Genomic DNA, 24716 nt, shown 5'->3' with positions numbered 1-24716 from the left:
TTTAATTTCCAAAATTTTTCAAGAGTCGAACGGACTCACTACACCACTGGTATGAGTACCAATAACATGAGTATAAATTTGTGTTGTTTTAATATCTGTATGCCCCATTAACTCTTGTATTGTCCGAAGATCATAGCCCTTTCTCAATAATGCTGTTGCAAAAGAATGCCTAAACGTATGCGCCGTTACGCGCTTATCAATGGCCGCTTTCTTCGTCGCGAGACGTAACGCCTTTGAAAATGCCGTAGGGTGAATATGATGCCGACAAATATATCCATCGCTAGGGTGAATACACCGTCTTGTTGCAGGGAAAAAAAATTGCCAATGGAATTTTCTAGCACTTGCTCCATACTTTTTAATTAGAGAAATTGGCAACGCGGCCATACCAAAACCAGCTTTATAATCCTTATTGTGTATTTTCCTTACTTTCTCAATTTGCAATTCTAGTGGCGATATAAGTTCATTTGGCAGAATACAAACCCTATCTTTTTTGCCCTTACCTTGGTGTATAAAAATTGACTTATTGTTTAGATCAATATCTTTTACTCGTATCCGCAGTGCTTCCTTTAACCTTAGTCCTGCTCCAAACAAGATAGCAGCAATGAGAAAATGATCCCCCGACATCTGACCAATAATTTGTTTAGCTTCCTCTGTAGAAAGGACTTGAGGTATCCGCTTTGGGGCTTTTGCATAGGGGAAATCTAACCCGGACGTATCCATCTTCAGTACATAACGACACGCAAAAACAATGGCACATAATGCTTGTTTTTGTGTGCTTGCCGAAACATTGCATTGCTCAGCGATATAACATAAGAACTGACCAATTTTTGAGGCTGAAATCTCTGAACCATGACTGATCTGACAGTAATTAATGAAATATCGATTCCAGTACAGATATGACTTCTCAGTTTGATAGCTGTAATGACGAACTCTTATTTCAGTTCTAATAGCACTAATGTAACCGGACTCTTTCATAGTCACCTCAAAAAAAACCACTGTATATATATGCAGGTATAATTGAAAGTGACCCAAAACACCAATTATCACGCAAATAAAGATGCCAAAAACAGTACTGCTAGGCATCGATAATTATTTAACATTTAACAAAACCGATAAAAATCAAAACCATAGGAAATGTAAAAAAGTGATACACGGACCCATTGAACAACCTAGGCTCTCTTTCTACGCAGCCAACAAGGCAATTTCTATCACTTCATTGTAGAAATTATCTATTTACAGCAATGTCTTAGCAATGATAGTTTGTTAAAAATTAAACGAGTTGCCGAGAACGTTATCGAGCGACTAATGAATAAGCTGTTATATTCCTAGAGTTTCATCAACATGGAGAGTTATAAATGAGAGTATTGTTTTTTAGTTTGGTTTTACTTTGTTCAAAGTTTTCAATTGCATCAGATTTAATTTTGGCTAAGGAAATTAAATTACAGTCCAAATCACTTGGAGAGCAAAGAAACTTATTAATAAAACTTCCCAAGAAATATCACAACGAAGAAAATTCATATCCAGTATTATACGTACTGCATGGTCAATGGGACATGCTTTCAACTTTATCGACTCTTGATCTTTTAGAAAATCAAATTCCAAACTTTATAGTTGTAGGTATCGAAAGTAGAGGAAAAGAACTTAGTCCTGAAAATGGAAAAACAACACCCTTTGCGAACTTTCTAGTAAAAGAAGTCGTTCCATATGTTAATGAAAATTATCGAGTTGCAGATTATAGTATTTTATCTGGACACTCTAATTCAGGTCGATTTTTATTGGATTATTGGTTAAGTGACAATCCAGTATTTTCTAAATACTTTGCTTTTAGTCCCTCTCTTGATGATGGCTACATTGTAGACAAATTATCTAAATCGAACTCTGAAGCATTAAAAAGAAGTGCACCTCTTACAATCACCATCGCAAATGAAGGTGAGCATATGCAAAAGCCTTTTACTGAATTAACCGAGAAGCTAAGTAACCTTTTGAAAGCTTCATTTGAATTTCAAAAGTTTCCAGAGCAAACTCACAGAACCACTAAACACCCTTCGATGCAATTCGCTTTACAATCCACATTTGCTGGTTGGGAACCGACCTATGAAGTAAAAGTTTCTGGGTTAGATGGATTAAAAAAACACTATACTGATTTATCCGAAAAGTTTGGATTTAAAGTATTGGTTCCGACAGAAACCTTACAAAGGCTAACCGCACATTACGCAATTTCTGATAATGCTGTTGAAGAACTTAATAAACATATATCTTTCACAATTAATCAATCATCAGAAGGTATAGACTCACTCTTTGAAATATCTGATTATTTATCTAGTAACGGATATAAAGAGGCTGGTGACAATATTCTAAATGAAATATGTAATCAGGCAAAAAATGATCAAAGGTGTAGTGGTTAGAACGGAATATAACAAATAAATTATGGATGGGACGTCTAAAGCTTGGCTGGCGCTCATTCTTCGCTAATTTTAGCCAAGCTTTTTACGCCCCATATTGAGGCGTTAAATGGCAAATGGAATCGCACAATGAGTAGATATGATAAAGTTGATTTGGCTTATGAATTCTTGGTAGCGAAAGAAAAGGAAACCGAGACTTTTACAATTGCTCAGTTAGCAGAAGCTACAGGATGGAGCAAAGGTACATGCAGTACTTACCCCTCTAAACGTTGGCATCAATATGTAGCAAAAGATGGAACTCAGTTCTCAAGTTCAGGAATTTCATATTTAAGTAAAGAAGAGTTCCGGAGTGTACATAGCCAAAAGCTTCAAAAAACCGAAGATTTTTCAACTAAAGGAATCCTAGTTCATAAGGCAAAAGAATTCGCCTTACTTGCCGTATCAACCTACAACAACCCTTATACAGAATTTAAAACTTACGGTTTTATTGTAAACATCGTTATAGCTTACACTTCACTTTTTCATGCGATTTTCGAAAAGCGTGGTTCTAATTACTTCCATTTAGACGAAGATGGAGAACCAATATTTATCGACGGTGAAGAGAAAGCTTGGGAGCTAAGTGAGTGTTGTGATGCATTTTGGCAAGGCGAGACAAATGCAGAAAAAGCCAATGTTAAATTTTTAATTGGTTTAAGAAATAAGATTGAACATCGTAGTTTACCGGCAATCGATTTGGCTGTATGTGGGGAGTGTCAGTCTGCGTTAAGTAATTTTGAAACTTTGCTTGTTGAAGAGTTTGGTGACGACCATGCTCTAACAGCTAGTTTAGCTATAGCAATGCAGTTAACTAGAATTAGCGAGCAAGCTCAAGTTGATTCATTAAAACAACTTCAAAGAGAAAACTATAAGGTTGTTCGTGAGTATATGGAAACTTATAGGAATGATCTTAACGACGACATTGTGCAAAGCCAAAAATATCGAATTCGCGCATTCTTGGTGCCTAAGTTGGGAAATCATGCAAAATCATCAGATATCGCAGTAGAGTTTTTGAACGTAAATAACTTGAGTAATGAGGAAATAGAAAATTATGAGCAAGGTGTTGCGTTTATTAAAGGCATAGAGAACCCATTTAAATTGAAACCCTCAAAGGTGGTTGAATTGGTAGAGAAGAAGATTAAAGGCTTCAATATGACCTTGCATACAAAGTGCTGGAAATTTTACGAGGCAAGACCGAGAGAAGTCGAGGCAGACTTTAAAGGTGAGTACTCAAGTTTTATTGAAGGATTTGATCATTACCTATATTCAATGAAGTGGGCGAAATTCCTAATTAAAGAATTAAAGAATAAACAAAAGATGGCAGAGGTGAAAGCACAAGCCATTTAACAAGTTACTCAAAAGGACGCAAAATGCTTGGCTTGTGCTCCTTCGTCGCTTATTTTAGCCAACAATTATTTGCCCATTATTAGGGCTACATGGACTCCCCTTTGTCAAGCAATAGTAATCACACAAAAACAGTGGATCTGACAGCAGCTCTACATTCGGCGTTTGATTAGCTTGCTGCCTAAACAGCTTTTGGCTATCGCCCTGATGATTTGCGCTTGAGCAAAGATCTCATTCGTTAAACAGTATTACTTTCTCTTTCAAGAAAGATGTACTTCCCAACTAACCAGATTCTATCGCTCTCGGTCTGACCGTGTTATCGTCAATTGCTAATGCGTCGACTCGGTGGGGTTAACCGTTTGGGTTAATCCTTTTTACGTTTTTACATAGTTAACTTGGTACTCTTGTCCTGATTGCAATAATGACCAAATTAGCCGTGCATTTTTAGCTGCCAAAGCAATGACAGCTCTTTTGAAACCTCTTCGCTCGATAAGGGCTTTAATCCATAAACTAGTTCTATCTATTTTATTGGCACAGTTTGCGATGACAGCGCGAGCACCATGGATTAGCGAGGTGCGGATATGCTTCTCACCGCGTTTACTTATTCGACCTAGTGTTGGCTTTCCGCCAGTGGAATACTGCTTCGGCACCAAACCTATCCAAGCTGCAAATTGGCGGCTAGTTGAGAAGTGTTTTGCATCACTGACTGTCGCGACTACTGCTGTTGCGGTAACTTCGCCAATACCTGGTATGGTCATTAACCGCTTAGCGTCTTTCATCTGGTTAGCAAGGGCATAGAGCTTTCGGTCAGACTTTAATATGTCTTGGTTTTGTTGTTTTATGCTCAGCCATAAATCATGGAGTAGTTCGCGGGCTAAATCAGGCAAACCGTTCTCAGCATCCTCGAGAATTTCAACAATATGCTTTTGAGCAGGATAACGACCTTTAGGCATAATAATACCAAACTCGGATAGTAAGCCACGTAATCGGTTTATCATCGCCGTACGGTCTTTGATTTGGCCTTGTCGAATGCGGTGTAGGCATAAAACGGCTTGTTGCTCTTCGCTTTTAATACAAACAAAGCGTGTTTTTGGTCTAGTCACTGCCTCACAAATGGCTTCAGCATCATTGGCGTCATTCTTTTCACTTTGGCGATAAGGAATAACGAATTTAGATGCCATGATACGTACGTCGTGGCCGTATTTTGTAAACTCTCTTGCCCAGTAGTGAGCGCCAGAGCAAGCTTCCATCCCGATAATACAGGGTGGAATGTTAGCGATTTTTTCTAACAGCTTGTTTCTTTTAACTGTTTGCTTTAGTTTAGTTTTACCGTATTCGTCAACACCATGAATACTAAAAACTAATTTGGCTAAATCGATGCCAATTGCTTTAATTAAGGACATATGGACTCTCCTTGATTGAATGTTTGCACTTTCAATATGGCACATAGTGGCCAATTGGTAAGGGGAGTCCATATCATTCGTTATACCTCTAAGGATGGAACAGTTTGAGTGAATTTATTACCGCCATTTGGCCATTACTCTATGTGAGTAAATTATTGTGAAAATTCTATATTATTTTTTGAGTTTCTTCCTGTTTTACAGCCCACTAGTGTATTCAGAAGTTCAGCTTGAGGTGGGGGAAGGTGTTAGCGAAAAAGCAGTAAAAGCTATAGTGAGTCAATTTGAGCAAGGATTCCCACAATATCATAGTGGGATGTATGCTGGACGCTTAAAAAAACAAACTGTGTGTAAGATTGAACGTGATGGGGACGGGGTCTTTTTAGTTTCTGCAGGATGCCATCATAATGGGTACACTCATTACAAAGTTAGACTTCGATGCCCTAGTATAGATGCAGAGTGTTTTTGGGAAATTGACAACACATTTTCGATAATACATAAGGGATATAATCATATTAACGATTAGTGTTTTTACATAACAAGGCCAAGCAAGCCGACTCCGTCAGTTGTCGCGTTTCTTGCAAAAGTCGCAACAAATCGCGCCAACTACTTCACGGTTGTTGGCGGCGTTAGTTGCCTTATGAATATTGTGCCATTAGTCGGATTGAAGAATATTGAATTTGGTGACACCAAAGAAAAAGCGAGCATACTATTTGGTGAGCCTGATTTAGTTGAAAATGAGTTAGGACAAGACGGTGTTAGTTCTGAAACTTGGGAGTTCAAGTCAAAAGGACTGAAGTTATATTTCGATCCTGATTTAGAGTTTAGGTTATGGGAAATATCTATTACCTCTGAAACGGTTCAACTCAATAATATTACGCTAATTGGGCTTAATGAGGCTGAGCTACTAAATAACTTTCCAAGTTTAGTTTTAGAAATAAATGACGGTATATTTAAAGAGTATGTAGATTCATCTCAAGAACTAGTATTCTTCTTACGTAACAATATCGTTCAACGTATAGATCTATCACCTAACTTAGATGACTATCTAAACAAGTTTGGTGTAGTCGGCAACTAACAAGAGACTATGGCGTCAATAGCTAGTTTTAAGCTTTTGGCGCTTCCCACAAAACACCATCTCTTAGCATCGAATTTAGGATCACAACCATCTTTCTTACGCATGCAATAATCGCGACTTTCTTAGGTTTTCCTGCGGCAACGAGTCGCTGATAAGTCTCTTTAAAAACGGGGTTGGATTGTATTGCTGACATCATTGCCATGTACAAAACGGTTCTAACTTGATGTCGCCCTCCCTGGATTTTTCTATGGCCTTTAAAGCGTCCACTTTCTTTATTCATCGGTGCTACACCAACCAACGAACTGGCTTCTTTGTTATTAATATAGCCAAGCTCTGGTAGGTTACTGATAATGGATGCTGCGGCAATTTTACCTATTCCTTTCATGCTTTGCAGGATAAGGTTTTTAGCTTGATAGTCAGCGTTCGATTCGATGAGTTTAACGATTTTATCTTCTATCTTCGTTATCTGATTTTTGAAGACCGTTAAGATTGGCTTGATCGTCATTGCAAGCTCTTGAGGGAGAATTTGAAGCCGATTCTTTTCCATCGTTTGCATGACCAAAAGCTGGCTCCGCCTTCCTACGAGATCGCTCATAGCCTGCATGACATCAGGCTTTAGCGTTGATAGCCTAGGTTTAATCGCTTCACTGTAATGAGCTATCAGCTGTGCGTCTAGCTTATCTGTTTTAGCGCGTTGGCCTATTGCTCCAGCAAAGCGTTTAATGTGAACCGGATTGGCTATCACGAAGGGTAAATTGGCGTTAGCACAAGCCATGATAAAGGGCATCTCAAGACGTCCTGTCGCTTCAATGACAATACGCTCAGGATGGTACTTTTTAATGAGGCGCACTGCTTCTTTAATCCCTTTTTCATCGTTAGAAACGGTGAAATAGATATCTAGTGGTCGAATATAAATGTCGAGTTGGTACTTACCAGTATCGACACCAACGTTAATGTTTTGATTAGTTTTTGATTTCATAATAAGCTAACTCTTGCTTGCAAATGCGGGTTCGAGACCCAGTAGACTATTCGAGTATTTTGCTTGGAGTCGTTTGTCGCGTTCTTTCTTGTTATCGGTCTCTCGATAGAGGATCCATCATTCAATCGAACTACGACAAATGAAAGCTTTAGTTGCAGCTAAAGCCTGGGTCTCACATTACCCGAAACTGGGAATTAAGTGTAATTAGGTGGGTTTATTATCCATACAAGCCACTCAAGCTGGACAAATAACAGTTGGTTTTGCTCCTGCGTCGCTTATTTTAACCAACTATTATTTGTCCATTATTAGGGCGTTGGTATGACTCCCCACGTCAAGCAGAACATCACTATTTCGGCCTAAATATTTAAGCCTGCTTTTGCTCTTTTGACTAAATTGGATTGAGCTAACACAGTCGATGAAGCAAGTAATTTCGTCGGTTGTCATGCTGATATCCGTGGATTACTTATCTTTCAATAAGCAGCGCCTACCTTACCTTTTGTTATTAATTATGGCGTCGTGACACCTGTCTTCAGTCTATGTTCGTGGTTCAATACAGAGTTAACCGTATTGCCATCCTAACGCCCTCGGTGATCGTGTCACATCCGATGCTTGACCCACTGTATTAGCTCAAAATCGTTTATCATGCAGGTACTCTCGACAACCGTAGTTTAGGGTTAACTTTTGTCAGTACCACCTCTCGTGAAATCGCCCAAATATAAGCAATCATTTCTCTGGCTATGGCTGTCACGACTACGTTGTTATGTTTACCTTTGTACATGAGTTTTTGGTATCGACGACAAAGCCTAAGCTGCGCTTGCCATGCAATATCAATGATTTCTTTCGGTAAACCTTCTTGTCTTATTTGCATCTCGGTTGAGATCTTAGCGGGGTAGCGATAGGAGTGAGCCCCTTCGACTAATAGCCGTCTTGCTCGACCATTGCCGCATTTCGTTATCGCACCCACATGCCGCTTTCCACCACTTGAGTGTTCCGATGGAACTAGGCCTACATAACTCATTAGTTTTCGGGGATGATCAAAGCGAGTTAAGTCTCCCAACTCAGCAATGACACCTGCAGCAACCAGTAACCTCACTCCACGTAATGCTTGTATGGCTTTGATGACCGGATATTAACGCCACTTTTTAACGTGATGCTCAAGTTCATTGTCTAGCCGTTTTAGCCTCGCGATCCGCTCTGAAATGGTTTGTAAGTATTCTTGCAAGACAATCTGTTGACTCGGGTGCGGCAATATCAGTTCAGTCAGCCAGCGTAAGTGCTTTAGCGACCAGTTAGCAGTGCCTCTGTAGTTAATATTGTTTCTTAGCTGAAGCGCTTTAAGCTGGTATTTAGCGTCTTTTAAATCTTTCATCGCGGTCTCACGAGCACGAGATAAATCGCGGATAGCTTCATCTTCAGGCTCTGGAACATAAATCGCGGTAAGATCTTCCGACTTAAGCAGCCTTGCTAATTTAAGCGCATCACGTTTATCGGTTTTAATTTTCTCACCAGGTTTTTTGGGAATAAGTGAAGGGGCTATAACATAGCAACAGTGACCTAGGCTGGTAAGCAATCGGTAGATCCAGTAACCGCAGGGGCCAGCCTCATACACAAAGTGTAAGGTTGCTTCTGGGTACTTAGATTGAAACTGCCTAGCCAGTCTAGTGATAGAGGCTTTCGCACTTGAAACTCGTCCAAAATGAACCGCTTGCGCTCCTCTTTGATCTTCAATATAAGCAATTTCTACAAATTCTTTATGTGTATCAAGGCCAATAAAAAGTATGTTATGTTTATTCATGCTGATCTCCGATTTAGTTTCTTTAACAAAACTATTCTGGCTCTGGCTTTCAGCTAACCCACGATTGATTGGAGATCAGCACCTTTAGTGGGGAGTCATTATGTCTATAAGGTGTCGCATGGTTAAGTTTTTAGTTGCTAGTATTTATGCATTTTCTTGCATTGCAATGGCAAGTGAAAATACATGCCATGAATACAGAGGAGTTCTCGGAACAGAACATTTTACTAATATAAATATTTATCTTAGACAAGGCTGGGAAAACGATGGAGTTTATCATGCTGGATTTATAAAAAACACCAAGACTAAATCCATTTATATACCATCTGGAAGTAAGGTGAAGATATTAAATATTGCTAAGTATAAATTTAAATGTAGTGAATTCCATAGTGAACATTCGGAAACTTGTTGGTCAAGTAAAACTACAGTCAGCGTTTTATCTTCTGGTAAAGTAATTAAATTTTCAGTGCTATCGGCGCCTGTTGGTGAGTTTGGCGCGTGTACAAAACCCGTTAAACGAGTGTTGAATTGGGTGGATAAATCCTTATAACACATATGAGCCTCCTGCTGGTCAATAGGCGAGCCTAACTTATTTGGCTGCTTTTGCAGTCAAATTAAAACCAATCAACAAATTCATCTACTTCGTCTGTCAGTTAGCTGTCAAATCATCGTTTACAGCAAACACATATAGAGGCTCTCTTAGCGCGATCTTATCGCTGCCTGACGCTTTTCAATCCTTTAAAATATCAGGGGCACTAGACATTTATCGGTTAACCCTAAGATGGCACTATTCAAGTGGACTGCCCCGAGTCTTATGGACAAATTTCACCTAAGCCTGGACTGCCCCGAGTCAAGATGTTCGCAAGCATATATTGATAGAACTTCGTCGAGTATTAAAGCCTAATGGTGTTCTTTATTTGGCTGAATTTTGTTCTGAACAAAGCCAGAGGTTCGCCTCTAGTGCTGGAGTACCGATGTGGCACAGTCAACAAAGGGAGCTCAAGCTTATTCTAGACGGATTCAATATTGAGAAGTCTTAGGTAGTTGGAAGTTCAACAATGTCAGGACATGCTAGCCATGCAAGTCACATATTTGCCCGTAAAATCATATAATAAGCCTCTAAATAAAGATTCACCAAGGTCATTAACAATGGCTGTCTTTTGTTTCATGAGCTAAAAACCTAGTGCCTATCCGAAGGCAGACACAAAAAAAGCCCCGTTAAAACGGAGCTTTCTATTTTGAATATTTGAAAGGTTTAGCCTATTAAATCCAGAGCTTCAAGTCTTTCTTTTGCTAGAATATATCTTGCGCGAACATCATCAATTTGCTGTTGAGTTAATGTCTTACCAAAGGTACGAAGACCTCCTTCAGCATCATTATGATGAATGCCAAAGGCAAATTTAAGATATTCCATAAGTAACGGTTGAGCATCTAAGTACGATATAGAGTTCATCGCCTGAGAAATTTTGTTTGCCTCAGCCCATTCACCATTATTAACATACTCCTGCATAGTGACACTCGCTTTTGGGAATATACAACCTACACCTGTAATTCCACCGCATGCACCAGCAAGTCCTGCATGTACTGTTACTGTGTCAACACCTGCCAATATTTTTAACTCTTTGTTCTCTAACATCAGCGTTTCAATAGTTGAAACATCTGTAGTCGATATTTTAAGCGCTGTTACTTCAGGTAGAGCTGCAAGTCTTCTAAGAATATCTGTTGAAAGCGCATGATATCCGGCTGCATCGGGGTTGTTATAAGGCATAATGGTTACGCCAGCCTCTTTTGCCGCTATGGCAGAAAGCTCATAGTACGCGTACATTTCTTCTTCAGAAGGAACTTGCTTCGTTTTTGGAGGCATTACCATTACGGTATCCACACCAACCGTCGCGAGTTCGCTAACGATCTTGGCAAGCTCTTCTTTAGTTTCTGCAGCAGCCCCACTGATTAACGGGACATTGTACTCTTTAGCAACTTCAGAAAGGGCTTTAAGTGCAGAAAGACGCTGTTCAGAGCTTAGGTAGCTATTTTCTCCTAGAGTTCCGGAGCCGACAAGTCCACCCATTCGGCTTCCGCCTTTTCCTTGAACTTTTAAAATATCTGCAGCGTATTTTTGCGTTGCATCAAAGTCAATTTCAAGGGCACCGGATTCTGACTCTTTTAGCCATGTAAACACGGCCGGCATAACCGTGTATCGCCAATCTGAACTATTCGTTTCCATCATATTACCTTTTTACTTAAAAATTATTTTGCATACATTATACGCGAGGCATTGTACCAGTTAAATAACTTTGGGAAAAGCCGGAGATTTATTGGGTTACGCCCCCTAAGACTTAAGTTAACGCTCTAAGCGTATTACACGGCAAACTTCAGTTGTTCCCTGAACTCATAGGCCTAGTGATAAGTCAGCCATTATGAATCAACAAAACCATCAAAAGCCACCATCAAGCGGCCTGCATGCTGCTCATAGTTAGGGAATGTTAGCTATTTTATCTAACAACTTGTTTCTTTTAACTGATTGCTTTAGTTTAGTTTTATCGTGTACGTCTACACCATGAAGACTAAAACTAATATGGCCTTTTATGATTGAAGACGATTCCAATTGCTTTAAATTGAGGACATATGAACCCTCTTTAATTGAATATGGACAGGGTGGCTAATTGGTAAGGGGAGTCTATATCATTCGTTAGCATCCGAAGTATAAATATTTTAACTAGGTGAAAATACAATGACTATTAAACGGATATTAATAATTATATCAATGCTGTTTGCTTCTAGTTCAGTCTTTGCGCAAGATAAAAGTGGATATTATTATAATTGGAATATTGACCACACAGAGCGATACGTTAAACCCAGCATTCCTCTAACTAAGCTAGAAGCAAACAAAATATCTAGTTACTTAGTAGAGTTCAACAAGCAAAATTACATGACAAGCGTGAGTTACTTCTTTGAAGGTAAGCCTAGCATTCATAGTAACTTCAATGCTTTTAAGATGGTTAGAGAACATAGCCCAAACCAATTTATTGAAAAATTCATGGACAATAAAGGACAATTTGTTCTCAATAACGACGGTGTTTATAAACGTGTTTATAAGCTAAATGATAGTGGGTTTTGGATAGAGAAAATGAATTATGACCGCAAAGGTCAGCTCATTGAAGTGAACGAAGTTGCTAGAGTGGTAGTAGAACGTGATGAACAAGGGGCCGTTGTCTCTGAGATTCAGTATAATATTAAAGGTGGTGTGATCCCTGACGGTAATGGTTTTAGCTATGTTCACTTCAAGTATAATGCAGATGGTTTAACGACTCATAGAGAAAACCGTAATCGAGAGGGTAACTTAGTAAATGGTAAATTCGGCTACGCAACGGTTTATTTCCAATTCGATGAAAAAGGAAGCTTTTTCGAAGAGGAGTTCCGTGATGCGTTAGGGCACTTAATTGTCCACCCCTACTTTGATCTTGCAAAAATTCATTTTCGTGAATTAAACAAATATGGCAAACCGAGTCGAATCTATTATATCAATGAGAATGGCTATCCACACAAGGAAAGAGCATACGCCGTAGTGACTCACCGCCCGAATATGACAAGAGAGTCTATTACTTACTTTGACCATGTTGGCGATAGAACCTCAGATAGAAATGGGGTTTATAGCTCAACATATGAGTACGATATTAAGGGAAAGTACTTAGGAAAAACACACTATGATATTACAGGTAAGGAAATCACAGCTAAATAATTATATTGCTAAAAAGGTTAATAATGACAAGATTATTAAACAGTAAACAATCGTTTAGTAAAAAACGATTTGGACATTGCTTGACCTCTATTATTGCGGATTGAGACGCGATTTATAACTAGCCACGAAAAGTCAGCAGCAAAGCGTCTACATCCGCATGAATAGATGCTGCTTTGACACCGGTTACGAAGGCTCACTCTATAACTGACTAATATCTGCTTACTCAATATGACTCCCATTTTAAAAACGAGCCATCTTGAAACATACCTAAGTTACTAACTTCCACGTTGATACTATCTAATAACTTGATATGTTAACTCGATAGCGACTTTCGCTCACAGCTTAATTACAACATTAAAGAGGGTCTATTTATGACATTTTCACTGAAGGCCTTGGTGCTATTTTTAACCTTAGTGCCTTGGTTTAGCTTGTCACAAGAGTCAATATCTTATGCAGACAGCTTTGAAGTCAAATCCACTGTTCTTAACGAAAGTCGACGCTATTCAGTGTATCTCCCCCCCTCTTATCACAATGAAGGCGACAAAAGATATCCCGTTATCTTTGTATTAGATGGCGACAGATCAAGACTATTAAGTATAAGCGGTGTTGTTGAAGCGCTAAGCACCAGCACTTTAGCGCGCCAAATCGATGAATTTATAATCGTTGCCATCCCTAATACTTATCGAGATAGAGACTTAACCCCAACTGCAACAGATTTAATTTTTAAGGGCAAAGAGTTAGCTAAAGTAAATGGCAGTGGGGGGGCCGATCAGTTCATTGGATTCATCAAAAAAGAGTTACTTCCTAGAATTGATAAGACTTTTAGAACAAATGGCCAAAATACTTTAGTTGGAATGTCTTTCGGTGGCTTATTTGCTGCCCACACTTTAGTGACTCAACCTGAACTATTTAACAATTACCTAATCCTAGATGCGACTTACGTTTGGGATAACAACTACCTAAATAGAATGTTGCGACAATCAACTTATGACTTCAGTACAGCAAAAATTAAGGTTTACCTGGCGCTTGCAAACAATGATCACATTGGTGAACACGGCGAAGTCAACCGGAAATGGGGTAATGATTTTATTACTCAATTACAGTCAAAATCGTCCGAAAACTTCATGATCTACTCACAATATTTTCCCAAAGAACGCCACGGCACAATCGAAATGCTTGGTTGGTACAATGGGTTTCTTAAATTGTTTGGATCTCACGGTTAAACCACTAATTATTACAACCATTTTGTAACGCAAAAATCGCTTAACTTGACGCGAGCTTAGCAACTTCTTCAAGTTAAGCCATTGCGCTTTTGCCGTAAAAGCTTGCATGCTACACTCAGTCTCACTTTTATGAATTTATATTTGATATTACCCTATGAAACAGCTGCTCGACTTTTTGCCTCTGGTTATCTTTTTTGCCGTCTATAAATTTTTCGATATCTACATCGCCAGCGGTGCTTTAATTGCCGCCACCGCATTGCAACTGATTATTAGCTATATGCTCTATAAAAAGTTAGAAAAGATGCACCTCATTACTTTTGCGATGGTCAGTGTATTTGGTTCATTAACCCTCATTTTGCATGATGATTCCTTTATCAAGTGGAAAGTCACTATTGTTTACGCCTTGTTTGCTATTGCATTAGCTGTCAGTCAGTTTATGAACAAGCCAATTTTGAAAAGCATGTTGGGCAAAGAACTGGTTGTAGAAGACAAAATTTGGGCCCATGTCACTTGGTATTGGGTACTGTTTTTTGTAGTCTGTGGTTTAGTTAATATCTATGTAGCCTTTAGCTTGTCGCAAGAAACTTGGGTTAACTTTAAAGTATTTGGTCTAACCGCCCTAACCCTTATTAATACCGTGCTCACTGTATTTTATCTATTTAAAAACATGTCTGAAGAAGACAAGAAGGAACTCAAATAATGTGGTACATGATTTCGTCGCAAGATATTGAAAATAGCTTAGAAAAACGTCTTTCTGTTCGTGCAGATCACCTTGCTCGCCTGCAATTATTGGCCGATGAAGGCAAGTTATTGATTGCAGGTCCACACCCAGCCATTGATAGTGAGAACCCAGGCGAAGCGGGCTTTACTGGCTCATTGGTTGTTGCTGACTTCCCCTCTCTTGAAGATGCGCAGCGCTGGGCTGATGCCGACCCTTACATTGCCGCTGGCGTTTATGAAAGTGTTATCGTTAAACCATACAAGTTAGTGTTGCCGTAAACAAAAGGACTCAACTGTGAAGATTGTTTCATTTAATATCAATGGATTGCGTGCAAGATTGCATCAACTGCAAGCCTTAATTGATAGCCACCAGCCAGATGTGATTGGTTTACAAGAAACCAAAGTACACGATGAGGCTTTTCCACTCGCTGATGTAGAAGCCATGGGCTATAAAGTGCATTACCACGGCGGAAAAGCGCATTACGGCGTGGCTATGCTGTCTAAGGCTGAGCCGTTAAAAGTTCAAAAAGGCTTTCCAACCGATGAAGAAGATGCCCAGCGCCGAATGATTATGGGCACCTTTATGCAGGAAAACGGCCGTCAGTTGACCGTGCTAAATGGTTACTTCCCTCAAGGCGACAATATCAGCCATGAAACAAAGTACCCGGCTAAGCGTAAGTTCTATAAAGACTTAATGGTTTATTTAAATGAGCATCATAGCGCTGATGAAGATATTGCCATTATTGGTGATATCAACATCTCTCCAGTCGATTTAGACATTGGCATTGGTGAACCGAACGCTAAACGTTGGTTAAAAACGGGTAAGTGTAGCTTTCAACCTGAAGAGCGTGAATGGCTTAAAACACTAATGGATTGGGGCTTAGTTGACACCTTCCGTCAATTGCACCCTACTCGCACTGAGCGCTACTCATGGTTTGATTACCGCAGTAAAGGTTTTGTTGATAACCGAGGCCTGCGTATAGACGTGGTTTTAGCAACAAAATCACTGGCAGCACGTTTGGTGGAATCCGATGTTGATTACGATCTACGTGGCATTGAAAAGCCATCAGATCATGCACCGATTTGGAGCAGCTTTAGTTAGTTTAAGCGCTTTTAAACTAAAAAAATGCCAGCTTTACTGCTGGCATTTTTGTACCTGTCTTTAACCCAACTAAAAATAGTAGCGACTAGCCAGTTGCCATTGTTGCTCTAGCAAGTCAGCACTCGCGCCCTGCGCTGCCCGTGCTGGACGCTGAGAATCGATAAGGTTATATTCGCCCTGTAAGAACCAACCCTTTCGTAGCTGATAAGCATATGAAACGCTATAGGCTTGGCCACTTTCACTGTTGTTGTCATCAAGTGTGTTATCGTTATCTATCACTGAAAAATCTTCCAGGCGCACTGTAAATCTATGGGCTTGCCAACGCTTGCTAAAAAGTAAATAAGCACTGTGGTAGTCGTTATCAACCACGACCATGCCTGTAGGTGATCGCATCATGGTATCGCCCTGCAGGTATTGACCGATAAAATCAATTCCGTTTGGTAATCGCCACTTCGAGCCCACATAGGCAAAGCGAGTTAACCATGCATATTGCCCCTGTTTTACCACGCGGGTATCGGCATTATTGTTGTAGTAACCCGCGTTGAATTTTCCCTTGCCTCGCCACTGCCAATTGCCACTGACGTGATAGCCTAGTCGATTATCAAGTTCAATAAACGGATCAGACTCTGCAGCTTGACCGGCTAGCATGCCGCTGTTATTACGCGCAGGAATAGCACTTAAAGGGAGCTGTTCTTGCCAAAGCGTCTGCCTGGAACTGAGTGTCCAGCCATGCCACGCCAGCATGGCTCCGGTGGTGTCGTTATTGATAAAAGTCTCTAAATTGAAACCAAAGTCATGCGCCGATTGGGAGAACTTACCAAGGCGTTGCAAACCTATGTTTGCGCCAATATGCCGTACCTCTTCGGCAAACCAACTGTTGATTGATGAGTAACTCAAGGTATAAGGGGATGACCATGCCGTAGCGATGTTTTCCAGTGATATGTGAGGATAAATAATGCCCGTTTTTGCGGTAACTCTAAATCCACTGTCCCAAGGTAAGCTTTTATAACTGATATAGGCCTCTGTGATCCCTACATTGTCTTTCACCCCATCCCAATAGGCGTTAGCGACAACATGTGCCCCTATGCCATTATCCCAAGTCGCTTGATAACTTAATCCAGCTTGAGCTAGCGATACTTGTGTTTCGGGATTGAACCTAAATTTACCTAGGCCGCCGTCAACAAAGGAGCGAAGCCCGTCAGTCGTGGTTGCACGTACATCAACTATCCCCGATACCTTCTGCTCAACGGCGTAGACGTCTTGAGTTAAACATAGGCTTAATACTCCGAGTTTCCATACTGTAGTATTCATCTGTTCTTCTTATTCGTGAGTTGGAAATTCAGCGAGCCACTGACTGAGTCCATCCGCATCTATTGGCCGCGATAGATAATAACCTTGTGCCATTTCGCAACCTCGTTGTTTTAACCAAGATAAAGTCGCCTTATCCTCAATCCCCTCGGCAACAACCGTTAAGCCTAAGTTATGAGCTAGCTGCAGGGTCGAATTGACGATGGTTCTATCATCACCATTGATCATCAACTGCTGAATGAAAGAGCGATCTATTTTAAGCTCGTCGACTGGTAGCTGTTTAAGCTGAGCGAGCGAAGAATAGCCGGTTCCATAGTCATCAATCGATAACTTAAGACCGTATTGGCGCAAAACACTTAACTGTTTGATCGCTGTGGCAGGATCGGCTACCACGGCATCTTCTGTGATCTCTAACGTTAACGCTTCAATAGGCATATTCTGATCGGCAATAATGTCTAGCACCCATTGGCAGAAAGACTCATCTTTTAGGTTTTCTGCTGAAATATTTATCGCAATTGCCAGCTCAATATCCTGACGTTTCCAGCGATGATACTGCGCTATCGCCTCGACCATAACCCAACGAGTTAAGGCATTCATTTGGCCTGTTTTTTCTGCTATGGGAATAAATGTATCGGGCGGAATTAAGCCACTAACGGGATGCAACCAGCGCACGAGTGCTTCAACATGGGTGACTTTACCTAAAGCGAGATCGAGCTTAGGCTGGTAGAAAAGCACCAATTCATTATGCTGAATGGCCGATTTTAACTCATTGATCAGTTGTAAACGCTCCAAGGTATTAATGTCAATTCGTGAGTCGTAAACCTGGTCGTCAAGTTTATGCTTTTTAGCATGGTGTAATGCAGTATCGGCTTGTCTAAGTAAGGTGACTAAATCTGCTGGCGGATAATAAAATGCGGTGCCTACGGTGACTTGCAGGTGCAAGTTAATGTCTTGATAAAGGTACTCTCGCTCAATATTGCGTTGTAGTTGCTGCAGTACGTCTTTAAGCGACTTGACGTCGAGGTTTTTAAAAGCCAACACATACTCATCAGCCGATAAGCGACATACTAAATCGATACCAGTCATGGCTGTCAATCGGCGCCCAACTTCTTTAATCACTTCATCACCAACTACATGGCCTAAAGTGACATTGACTTCGGTAATACGGCGAATATTTATCAAGCAGATAGCCACTTTCTGCTGCGACTCAAACCAGCCCGCAGTGACTCGTTCCAGTTCATTACGATTGGCAAGGTTTGTCAACGGGTCATGGTAGGCTTGAAAAGCAATCTTGCTTTCTCGGCTAAGGATTGCTTGCTGCATCACGGTAAACTCTTCGGCGAGTTGCATCATCTCGACACTACTGCCGACTGAGACTTTGCTATGGTAGTTGCCTTTAGCAATATACCTCGCCTGCTCCACCAGTTTTTTAATCGGTTTAGTGACGCTGCCGGAGATCATAAAGGCCAGTAACATTGATAAAGGCAGCATCAATAAAATGAGCCCAAGTTGCCATAACCACTGTTTTTGAAAGGATTGTAAAAGATCAGCTCTAGGTTGGTACATGTATGCATGTAGATCTTGCTCTGCCATACTGCCAAGGTATTGCTGCCATAACAGGTAATCGGTGTTGTCTAAGTTACTTTCAACAAACCGTAACACTGCTGCGCTATCCTTCGCTGCCATAGTCGATTGACCACTGACTAAGAATCGGCTTGGAGCGCCTTTTTCTGTTAACAAAAAACCCGTATTAAGCCCAGTCAATTGCTGCAAGGTTCCCGCAAGCGCTTCATCAATGACAAAACCAAAGCCGACCCAACCTATCACTGTGTTGCCACCACTGGTTAGCGGCGCAAACTTAATTTGGTAAACGCTGCTTTCTAACGCATATAACGAGTCTATTTGCTGAAAAGCACTGTCTAGCGAGTAGCGAAAAGTTTGGTTTTGCTCCGGACCTAAACTCACCTTTTTCACACCCGCTTTGTTGTATTGATTTATCAACTGTCCGATGACTTTACCATCGGCTGCGACAGCTATGGCCAGATCAGCGTTAATACGTTTGCGGTGATTATTGAGTGCCACTAAAAAGCTACGGCTATCACCATCAATAAAAATATCTTTCAAGCCAAAGTCTTTAGCCGCGGTTTCGGCGAAAGCTGATAAATAGTAGTTACGGTTATCGTATTCTGACTTAAACACTAATTGCGCCACTTCCAGCTGATTTGTAAGCTGCTGCGCTGCCAGGCGTTGATTATTGTTGTAAGTTACCACAAACGAAATCATCTGCACCGCAAATAACAGCAACATAAAAAAAGCGAAAATACGGATCTGCAATCGATTCATTTGCCTAAAGAAGCCGTTTTTCATTCGTAGCCTTCCAAAAACTCAAAGTCATCAAGGCTTTTTTGCTCAGGGACTTGCCCCATTTCCGCATTGAGCGTTGCAGTAAAAACTAACGGCTTATTATTTTTGCGGATCTTAAAAACTTGGCGATGGTTTGGACTTTTGAGCTGCGGGTGCCAAACAATCAGTTCATACTCTCCAGCAGGAATACCATTGAGCTCTGCAATGCCATTTCCCCTTGTTGCGGAGAAATATGGCGTATCAACCACCAAGATATGACCGCTCATCCAGTCGTGGATATTACATCCCATCGAGATCTGGCCTGTTTTGTCAAAAACCATGGTTTTGGTGGCATCATCTTGGCGTAGTTTAAACGAAAAGCGTTTGGGTCCAATTGCAGAATAAATATGGTGGGTTATATCATCATCGTTAACAAACTGCAGCTCATGACCTTTTTGAACCACAGTAATATAGGGAGTGAATTGTTTATCTTTTTGATGAACTTCAACTGGATCTGCCACCCCTTGTGCGCCTTGTAATACGTTATCAGCGTTATCTAACTCTTTTGCTTGCAGATAAACAACCATGTTATCCATAGCGCGCGCGTTCCCATCCACCACCTTTATAAGCACTTTTTTGCTTAACGGCACATAGGCTGTTTCTGCAGCAAATACCCGTGTTGAAGTCTGCATTAACAGCACAGTTAAAGAGCACAATGCAAACAGCGCAACTGCGAAAATTCGAGTGATGACATCCATATTGTTTCTATTCCATTTCAAGCGATTGTGATAAATAAGCTGATCTGGGAAAGAGAAAGGCAAAACAACAAAAATATTACAAATTATTTTAGAAAAAGAATAGCTTGAACGAAATGTAGCCACAAAAAAGCAGAGCCTTATACCAATCAGTATAAGAAGTTGATCTACTCAGAGCGTTTTTGGCACGCTAATTCAAGCCCGGCTAATTCAAAGTGAGTAATGACATAATGGTTGTTCCCTTATAAGTTTATTCAACGCAGAAGTAGCAAGCCAAAAACACTCCTACAGGCGAGTTTTAGCGGCTCTGATGCTGCGTTAATGAACTTGAACCTAGTTTAACTATGCTCTTCATTCATTGCTAACCACATGGATGTGGTGAATGTCATTAATGCAGGAGCATTTAATGACCTTACCTCAAAGCCGCTAAACTCTCGCTAAGCGATCAAATCTTTATACTGATTGGTATTACTCTGCTTTTGAGTATGCTTCAACTCAAGCGAGGATGAATTAGTTAGCGGCTGTTGATCGTTCGAGCTTCGTCTTTGCTAAGGTATATTGTCCTAAAAGCTGATCTAAACCATTTGACGCATCGTTCAAGTCAGTGGCTAAGCTAATAGAATGACCTGTGGTTTCTTTTATTGTTTCTGCTTGCCCGCGAATATCATTTAGCTGCGATGCGATCTCTCTAGAGGCTACGCTTTGCTCCTCTGATGACGCCGCGATTTGTGCACTCATGTCAAATACCGTACTGATAGATAACGCCATGCTGTCAACATCATTACTGACGGATATTATCGCTTCGCGGCCTTTATCTGCTTGGGATACAATATCGCCTGTAATGTTACTGAGTTTGTGGGTGCCAGTTTGTAGGCCTTCAATCATAGATTGAATTTCCACTGTCGCTTGCTGTGTGCGGCTAGCAAGGGTTCTGACTTCATCTGCGACCACAGCAAAACCTCGTCCCTGCTCACCGGCTCTCGCCGCTTCAATTGCCGCGTTAAGCGCCAATAGATTTGTTTGTTCTGAAATACCATTAATGGTGGTCACGACCTCACCAATTTGAGTCGCTGCATGTGAGAGATCTTCAACCGAAATAGAAGCTTCTGAGATCCTCTCGGTTAATATACCTATGCTCGCAACCGCCTCAGTTAACTGTACTTTACTGTTAGCCGCCTGAGAGGAGTTAATTTCGGTTTGCTCTGAAGTGTTTGATGCATTTGCTGATACTTCTTCAACTGCGGCTGTCATTTGCGACATAGCCACGGCAACAGTATCAAGAAATTGATGTTGAGCATGAGTAAGCTGCTCATTTTGACCTGCTTGTTGCTGAAACTCGCTCGCAGCATGCGCAAGCGTTTCGGCATTTTTAGCTATGGCAGATACCATTTCACTCATGTTATCGGCACTGCGGTCAATTTCACGGGCGATTAAACTAAAATCGTCTTTGCCAAAAAAGTTGAGCCTAAAGCTTAAGTCGCCGTCCGCCAACCTTTTTATCGCTTGGTACATATCCCATAAACCGCCACCTAACGAGGTAGACACCCAGTAACTCACCAGGTACAAAGGCAGTAAGCCTAATAAAGAAAGTAACAACATCATATTAGCTTGTGACAGTGCGTCTTGCTCCCACTTAGCGACATTGGCGCTATAAACAAGCTGCTCTGATACAAGGTTAGCACTCACGGTAACCTTGTTGTTAACTCGATTTGATTTTTGAAGGTAGCCAACAACTAAGCCATTTTCAGCGGCAAAGTCAGCAAGTGCTGCATCGTCTAGATTAAGGCTGTTAGCAACAGATGCATAAGCATCGACAGTCGCTTGAGCCCGCTCAATTGATGCGGCCTCAACCTGTTGTGTGCTATTAAAATAGTTAGTGACTGCAACCCCTAAAGTGATCAGGGTGACCATGGTACAGATTGCCCAAAATTTACCATTAAGGCTAAGCTTGATTAATACAGCATCGACAGTTCGAAAATTAATTTGCTTCATCGTGAAGTTCCCTTGGCCTTAACCTTCGACCATTTATAAGCATTAAATAATTCATGCACTCCTTTAGAGTGCAAGGCCCAGAAGTGCTCGATTTAAGATAACCTTACGACTCTTTCGCCGTGTTTTGTGCAAGCATAGTCTGCAGTTTCTGAGTCAAAGAAACGAGTTGAACGGTGAACAAGCTCATGCTGTAACCAAGCATTGCACCAAGCAGCAATGGCGGTAATATGGCAGCGATATCGCCAGCCATAGCAAAAGTGATGCAGCAACCGATAAAGGCACCAGGTATAAAGGCCAGTTTTTGATAACTGGCTTGTAAACACATTGCCGCAGTCGCAATTCCAGTGAAGGCATACCCAAACAGAGGAGATACAAAGAAACTACTACCAGATATAATAAGCCAGCCCCAGAAAACACCAGAGAGATTGGTGGTCATTGCCATCAGCATTCCCTTTGCACCCGACTCTGTTTGCGCAAAAAAAGTACTGCAGCCAAGAAAACCTATCCAAGTAACAAGTTGAAATACGTCAGCGAACCCTGCCCATATGGCGGCAAGTAATCCAGCTGAAATTGCTATTTGCCAACGATGCTCCATAAAGCCCTCTCTTTAACGACACATATACTTTTACCATGCAAGAACACAGTGTTTTATATTAAGGGCACTAAATTACCCTTTTTGAATGCTAAAAAACACGACTTGTGACAAATAATTTGCGATTGAAGGTGTTTTAGCGCACAAAACGAACAGTAATGTAACAAAATTACTATATTAATTGCGTCTAGGCTTGAGGAGCAGCAGTTTTACGGCGCATAGACCGCTCAACAACTGCTTAAGATGACGATAAATTACAGCTCTGACTTAATTTATTGCATAGGTGAGCGCTAACAAAAGCAGCAAGGTCACAAAGAGTTTGCTGCTTTTAATCTGATATTGACTCTAGGGGCTGTTGATCTTTCACGGTTGTTTTTGCCGCAGTTTATTGGCTATTTTGACAAGGCGGAGGCTATGCCATTTAGTTATTCTCCACAAATAGTCTACAACACAGTAAAAATAGCCAAGAAACGCGGCCCTTCGGGTTCGATTCAATGCTTCTATTCTTTTATGACTAGAATGTGTTATGAGCTTTTCACTTAGCCAGCTAAGCTTTATCGCTCAAGCCTTGTACTAGAAGCATTATTCCTTACGGTAAAGAACCGAACAAAAACTAAGCTCGAAAGATCAACAGCCCCTAATAATCCTTCTTTAATTTTCTAGAAGCTGTTTGTACGCCTTGGATCATTTTGCCGAGTGCTTTATCTTTGGCTCGCTTTTCCGCCAAGGTTGCACTGTTAAGTGCTTGCTCACGCATTAACTTTCGATAGCTATTTAGGCGGCGCTTATCGAGTAGACCATCATTCAGTGCAGCCTGAACCGCACAGCCGGGCTCACTTTCATGGCTACAGTCACCAAATCTGCATTGCTGTGCTAAGTCGATAATTTCACTAAAGGTATCATTGACGCCTTGCTCACAATCGCTAAGTTGCAACTCTCGCATACCAGGAGTGTCCATCAGCAGCCCGCCCTGTGGAAGCCACTTAAGCGCTCTTGAAGTGGTAGTATGACGGCCTTTACTGTCATCTTCACGTACGTCACTGGTGAGTTGAGCGTCGAACCCCATTAACCCATTAACAAGCGTTGACTTACCCACACCGGAAGAGCCTAAAAAGGCCACGGTTTTGCCCGTTTGACAGTAAGCCGATATGTCTTGCAGGCTTTCATCATCTAACGCATTAACAGCATGTACCATCATAAAGGGATCAAGCTGCTGTACTTGCTGACGTTTTTCATCGACATCATTGCACAAGTCGCTTTTAGTCAGTATCACCACAGGCTCAACCTTTGCTTCTTTTGCAAGCGCTAGATAGCGTTCAATGCGGCTTAGGTTAAAATCGTGATTAAGCGAGCAAACAATCATTACGCTATCGACATTGGCAGCAATTAGCTGGGTGGCTACTTTACTGCCAGGCGCTTTACGCTGAAACAATGACTGACGCTCTAAATGACGTACTAGTCTGTTTGAATCATCGAACAGTGCCCAATCTCCCACACAGACACGTTCAGACTGCGGAGGTAGTGTTAGCTGTAGACTCCCTGCTTCGCTCAACACCACGATATGACTACGATGTTGCTCAACCACTCGACCAATACTGAGCTCAGTCAGCTCCTCTAGGCTAAGCTGCTGTTGAAAAAAAGGTCTCCAACCGAGTTGTGTTAGCGTGATAATTTGCTGTTCCAACGCCATTCTCCATTCCAAATATCTAAAGTCATTCAAGTTCAAATTAAATAGTATGTCGATTGTATTCGAAAATACATATTTCGCGCTCAGCCCTAAAGCTTCGCTTTCCTGTGATCAAACAATAGCAATCATCGAAATCTGTTGATTGAATAAAAACGACAATTCCGCCAGCCTCTACCAACCACCAACATAGTTACATCACAACCTTTAACTTATTTACAATTGAT

Annotated in this window: 19 protein-coding genes and 1 pseudogene; 9 read left to right on the top strand and 11 right to left on the bottom strand. The window is 41.1% G+C overall.

All coding sequences use genetic code 11. From position 1 onward, the window contains the following. Window positions 1-18: 18 nt before the first annotated feature. Window positions 19-975: an integron integrase gene (locus SWP_RS08485; RefSeq protein WP_044555796.1), complete on the bottom strand. Its 957-nt coding sequence runs from the start codon at window positions 973-975 to the stop codon at window positions 19-21. Between the two features lie 380 nt (window positions 976-1355). Here SWP_RS08485 and SWP_RS08480 point away from each other — a divergent pair, with 380 nt between their 5' ends. Then, the gene (locus tag SWP_RS08480; RefSeq protein WP_020912049.1) at window positions 1356-2405 is read left to right on the top strand and encodes an alpha/beta hydrolase; all 1050 of its coding nucleotides are present in this window, start codon (window positions 1356-1358) and stop codon (window positions 2403-2405) included. 126 nt (window positions 2406-2531) lie between these two features. Next, window positions 2532-3785, top strand: a complete 1254-nt coding sequence (locus SWP_RS08475; protein WP_044555795.1) for a DUF3644 domain-containing protein — start codon at window positions 2532-2534, stop codon at window positions 3783-3785. A 371-nt stretch (window positions 3786-4156) separates the two neighbouring features. Here the strand turns inward: SWP_RS08475 and SWP_RS08470 are convergent, their stop codons facing one another. Further along, window positions 4157-5185, bottom strand: coding sequence for an IS110-like element ISSpi2 family transposase (locus SWP_RS08470; RefSeq protein WP_020912047.1), 1029 nt, complete (start codon window positions 5183-5185; stop codon window positions 4157-4159). 637 nt (window positions 5186-5822) lie between these two features. On the opposite strand from SWP_RS08470, the gene SWP_RS08460 reads away from it, so the two are divergent. After that, the gene (locus tag SWP_RS08460) at window positions 5823-6260 is read left to right on the top strand and encodes a hypothetical protein (protein ID WP_020912046.1); all 438 of its coding nucleotides are present in this window, start codon (window positions 5823-5825) and stop codon (window positions 6258-6260) included. A 28-nt stretch (window positions 6261-6288) separates the two neighbouring features. On the opposite strand, the gene SWP_RS08455 is transcribed toward SWP_RS08460, so the two are convergent. Continuing rightward, window positions 6289-7239, bottom strand: coding sequence for an IS110-like element ISSpi5 family transposase (locus tag SWP_RS08455; RefSeq protein ID WP_020911050.1), 951 nt, complete (start codon window positions 7237-7239; stop codon window positions 6289-6291). A 640-nt stretch (window positions 7240-7879) separates the two neighbouring features. Next, window positions 7880-9034 (bottom strand): annotated as a pseudogene (locus SWP_RS08450) (IS110-like element ISSpi3 family transposase). Between the two features lie 118 nt (window positions 9035-9152). On the opposite strand from SWP_RS08450, the gene SWP_RS08445 reads away from it, so the two are divergent. Further along, on the top strand, window positions 9153-9581 hold the full coding sequence (locus SWP_RS08445; protein ID WP_044555793.1) for a hypothetical protein: 429 nt from the start codon (window positions 9153-9155) through the stop codon (window positions 9579-9581). 705 nt (window positions 9582-10286) lie between these two features. Here SWP_RS08445 and SWP_RS08440 read toward each other — a convergent pair. Beyond that, window positions 10287-11255, bottom strand: coding sequence for a dihydrodipicolinate synthase family protein (locus tag SWP_RS08440; protein WP_044555792.1), 969 nt, complete (start codon window positions 11253-11255; stop codon window positions 10287-10289). Window positions 11256-11762: 507 nt separating this feature from the next. Between SWP_RS08440 and SWP_RS08435 the strand changes: the two genes are divergently transcribed. The 5 genes from SWP_RS08435 to xthA all read left to right on the top strand — a co-directional run bounded on the left by SWP_RS08435 (window position 11763) and on the right by xthA (window position 15815). Further along, window positions 11763-12770: a hypothetical protein gene (locus SWP_RS08435; RefSeq protein WP_020912040.1), complete on the top strand. Its 1008-nt coding sequence runs from the start codon at window positions 11763-11765 to the stop codon at window positions 12768-12770. Window positions 12771-13141: 371 nt separating this feature from the next. Continuing rightward, complete coding sequence (locus tag SWP_RS08430) at window positions 13142-13993, top strand: alpha/beta hydrolase (RefSeq protein WP_020912039.1); 852 nt, start codon at window positions 13142-13144, stop codon at window positions 13991-13993. A gap of 154 nt (window positions 13994-14147) precedes the next feature. Beyond that, window positions 14148-14693, top strand: a complete 546-nt coding sequence (locus SWP_RS08425; RefSeq protein WP_020912038.1) for a septation protein A — start codon at window positions 14148-14150, stop codon at window positions 14691-14693. Beyond that, window positions 14693-14992: a YciI family protein gene (locus SWP_RS08420; protein WP_020912037.1), complete on the top strand. Its 300-nt coding sequence runs from the start codon at window positions 14693-14695 to the stop codon at window positions 14990-14992. The genes SWP_RS08425 and SWP_RS08420 overlap by 1 nt, the downstream gene beginning before the upstream one ends. Window positions 14993-15008: 16 nt before the next feature. Further along, window positions 15009-15815, top strand: coding sequence for an exodeoxyribonuclease III (gene xthA / locus SWP_RS08415; RefSeq protein ID WP_020912036.1), 807 nt, complete (start codon window positions 15009-15011; stop codon window positions 15813-15815). Between the two features lie 69 nt (window positions 15816-15884). Here xthA and SWP_RS08410 read toward each other — a convergent pair whose 3' ends face one another. The 6 genes from SWP_RS08410 to rsgA form a co-directional block, all read right to left on the bottom strand. Continuing rightward, window positions 15885-17126, bottom strand: coding sequence for a hypothetical protein (locus SWP_RS08410; RefSeq protein ID WP_020912035.1), 1242 nt, complete (start codon window positions 17124-17126; stop codon window positions 15885-15887). A 9-nt stretch (window positions 17127-17135) separates the two neighbouring features. Beyond that, complete coding sequence (locus tag SWP_RS08405; RefSeq protein WP_020912034.1) at window positions 17136-19490, bottom strand: bifunctional diguanylate cyclase/phosphodiesterase; 2355 nt, start codon at window positions 19488-19490, stop codon at window positions 17136-17138. After that, window positions 19487-20224: a cupredoxin domain-containing protein gene (locus SWP_RS08400; RefSeq protein WP_052634166.1), complete on the bottom strand. Its 738-nt coding sequence runs from the start codon at window positions 20222-20224 to the stop codon at window positions 19487-19489. The genes SWP_RS08405 and SWP_RS08400 overlap by 4 nt, the downstream gene beginning before the upstream one ends. Before the next feature lie 507 nt (window positions 20225-20731). Continuing rightward, the gene (locus SWP_RS08395) at window positions 20732-22213 is read right to left on the bottom strand and encodes a methyl-accepting chemotaxis protein (RefSeq protein WP_020912031.1); all 1482 of its coding nucleotides are present in this window, start codon (window positions 22211-22213) and stop codon (window positions 20732-20734) included. A gap of 103 nt (window positions 22214-22316) precedes the next feature. Then, window positions 22317-22808, bottom strand: a complete 492-nt coding sequence (locus SWP_RS08390; protein ID WP_020912030.1) for a DUF1097 domain-containing protein — start codon at window positions 22806-22808, stop codon at window positions 22317-22319. A 634-nt stretch (window positions 22809-23442) separates the two neighbouring features. Continuing rightward, window positions 23443-24495 carry a ribosome small subunit-dependent GTPase A gene (rsgA, locus tag SWP_RS08385; RefSeq protein ID WP_044555791.1) on the bottom strand — a complete coding sequence of 351 codons (1053 nt, stop codon included), beginning with the start codon at window positions 24493-24495 and terminating at the stop codon, window positions 23443-23445. Between the last annotated feature and the right edge of the window lie 221 nt (window positions 24496-24716).

Source organism: Shewanella piezotolerans WP3, from assembly GCF_000014885.1.
GTDB classification, from domain to species: Bacteria; Pseudomonadota; Gammaproteobacteria; order Enterobacterales; family Shewanellaceae; genus Shewanella; species Shewanella piezotolerans.
This window is presented reverse-complemented; position numbering and strand designations above follow the sequence as displayed.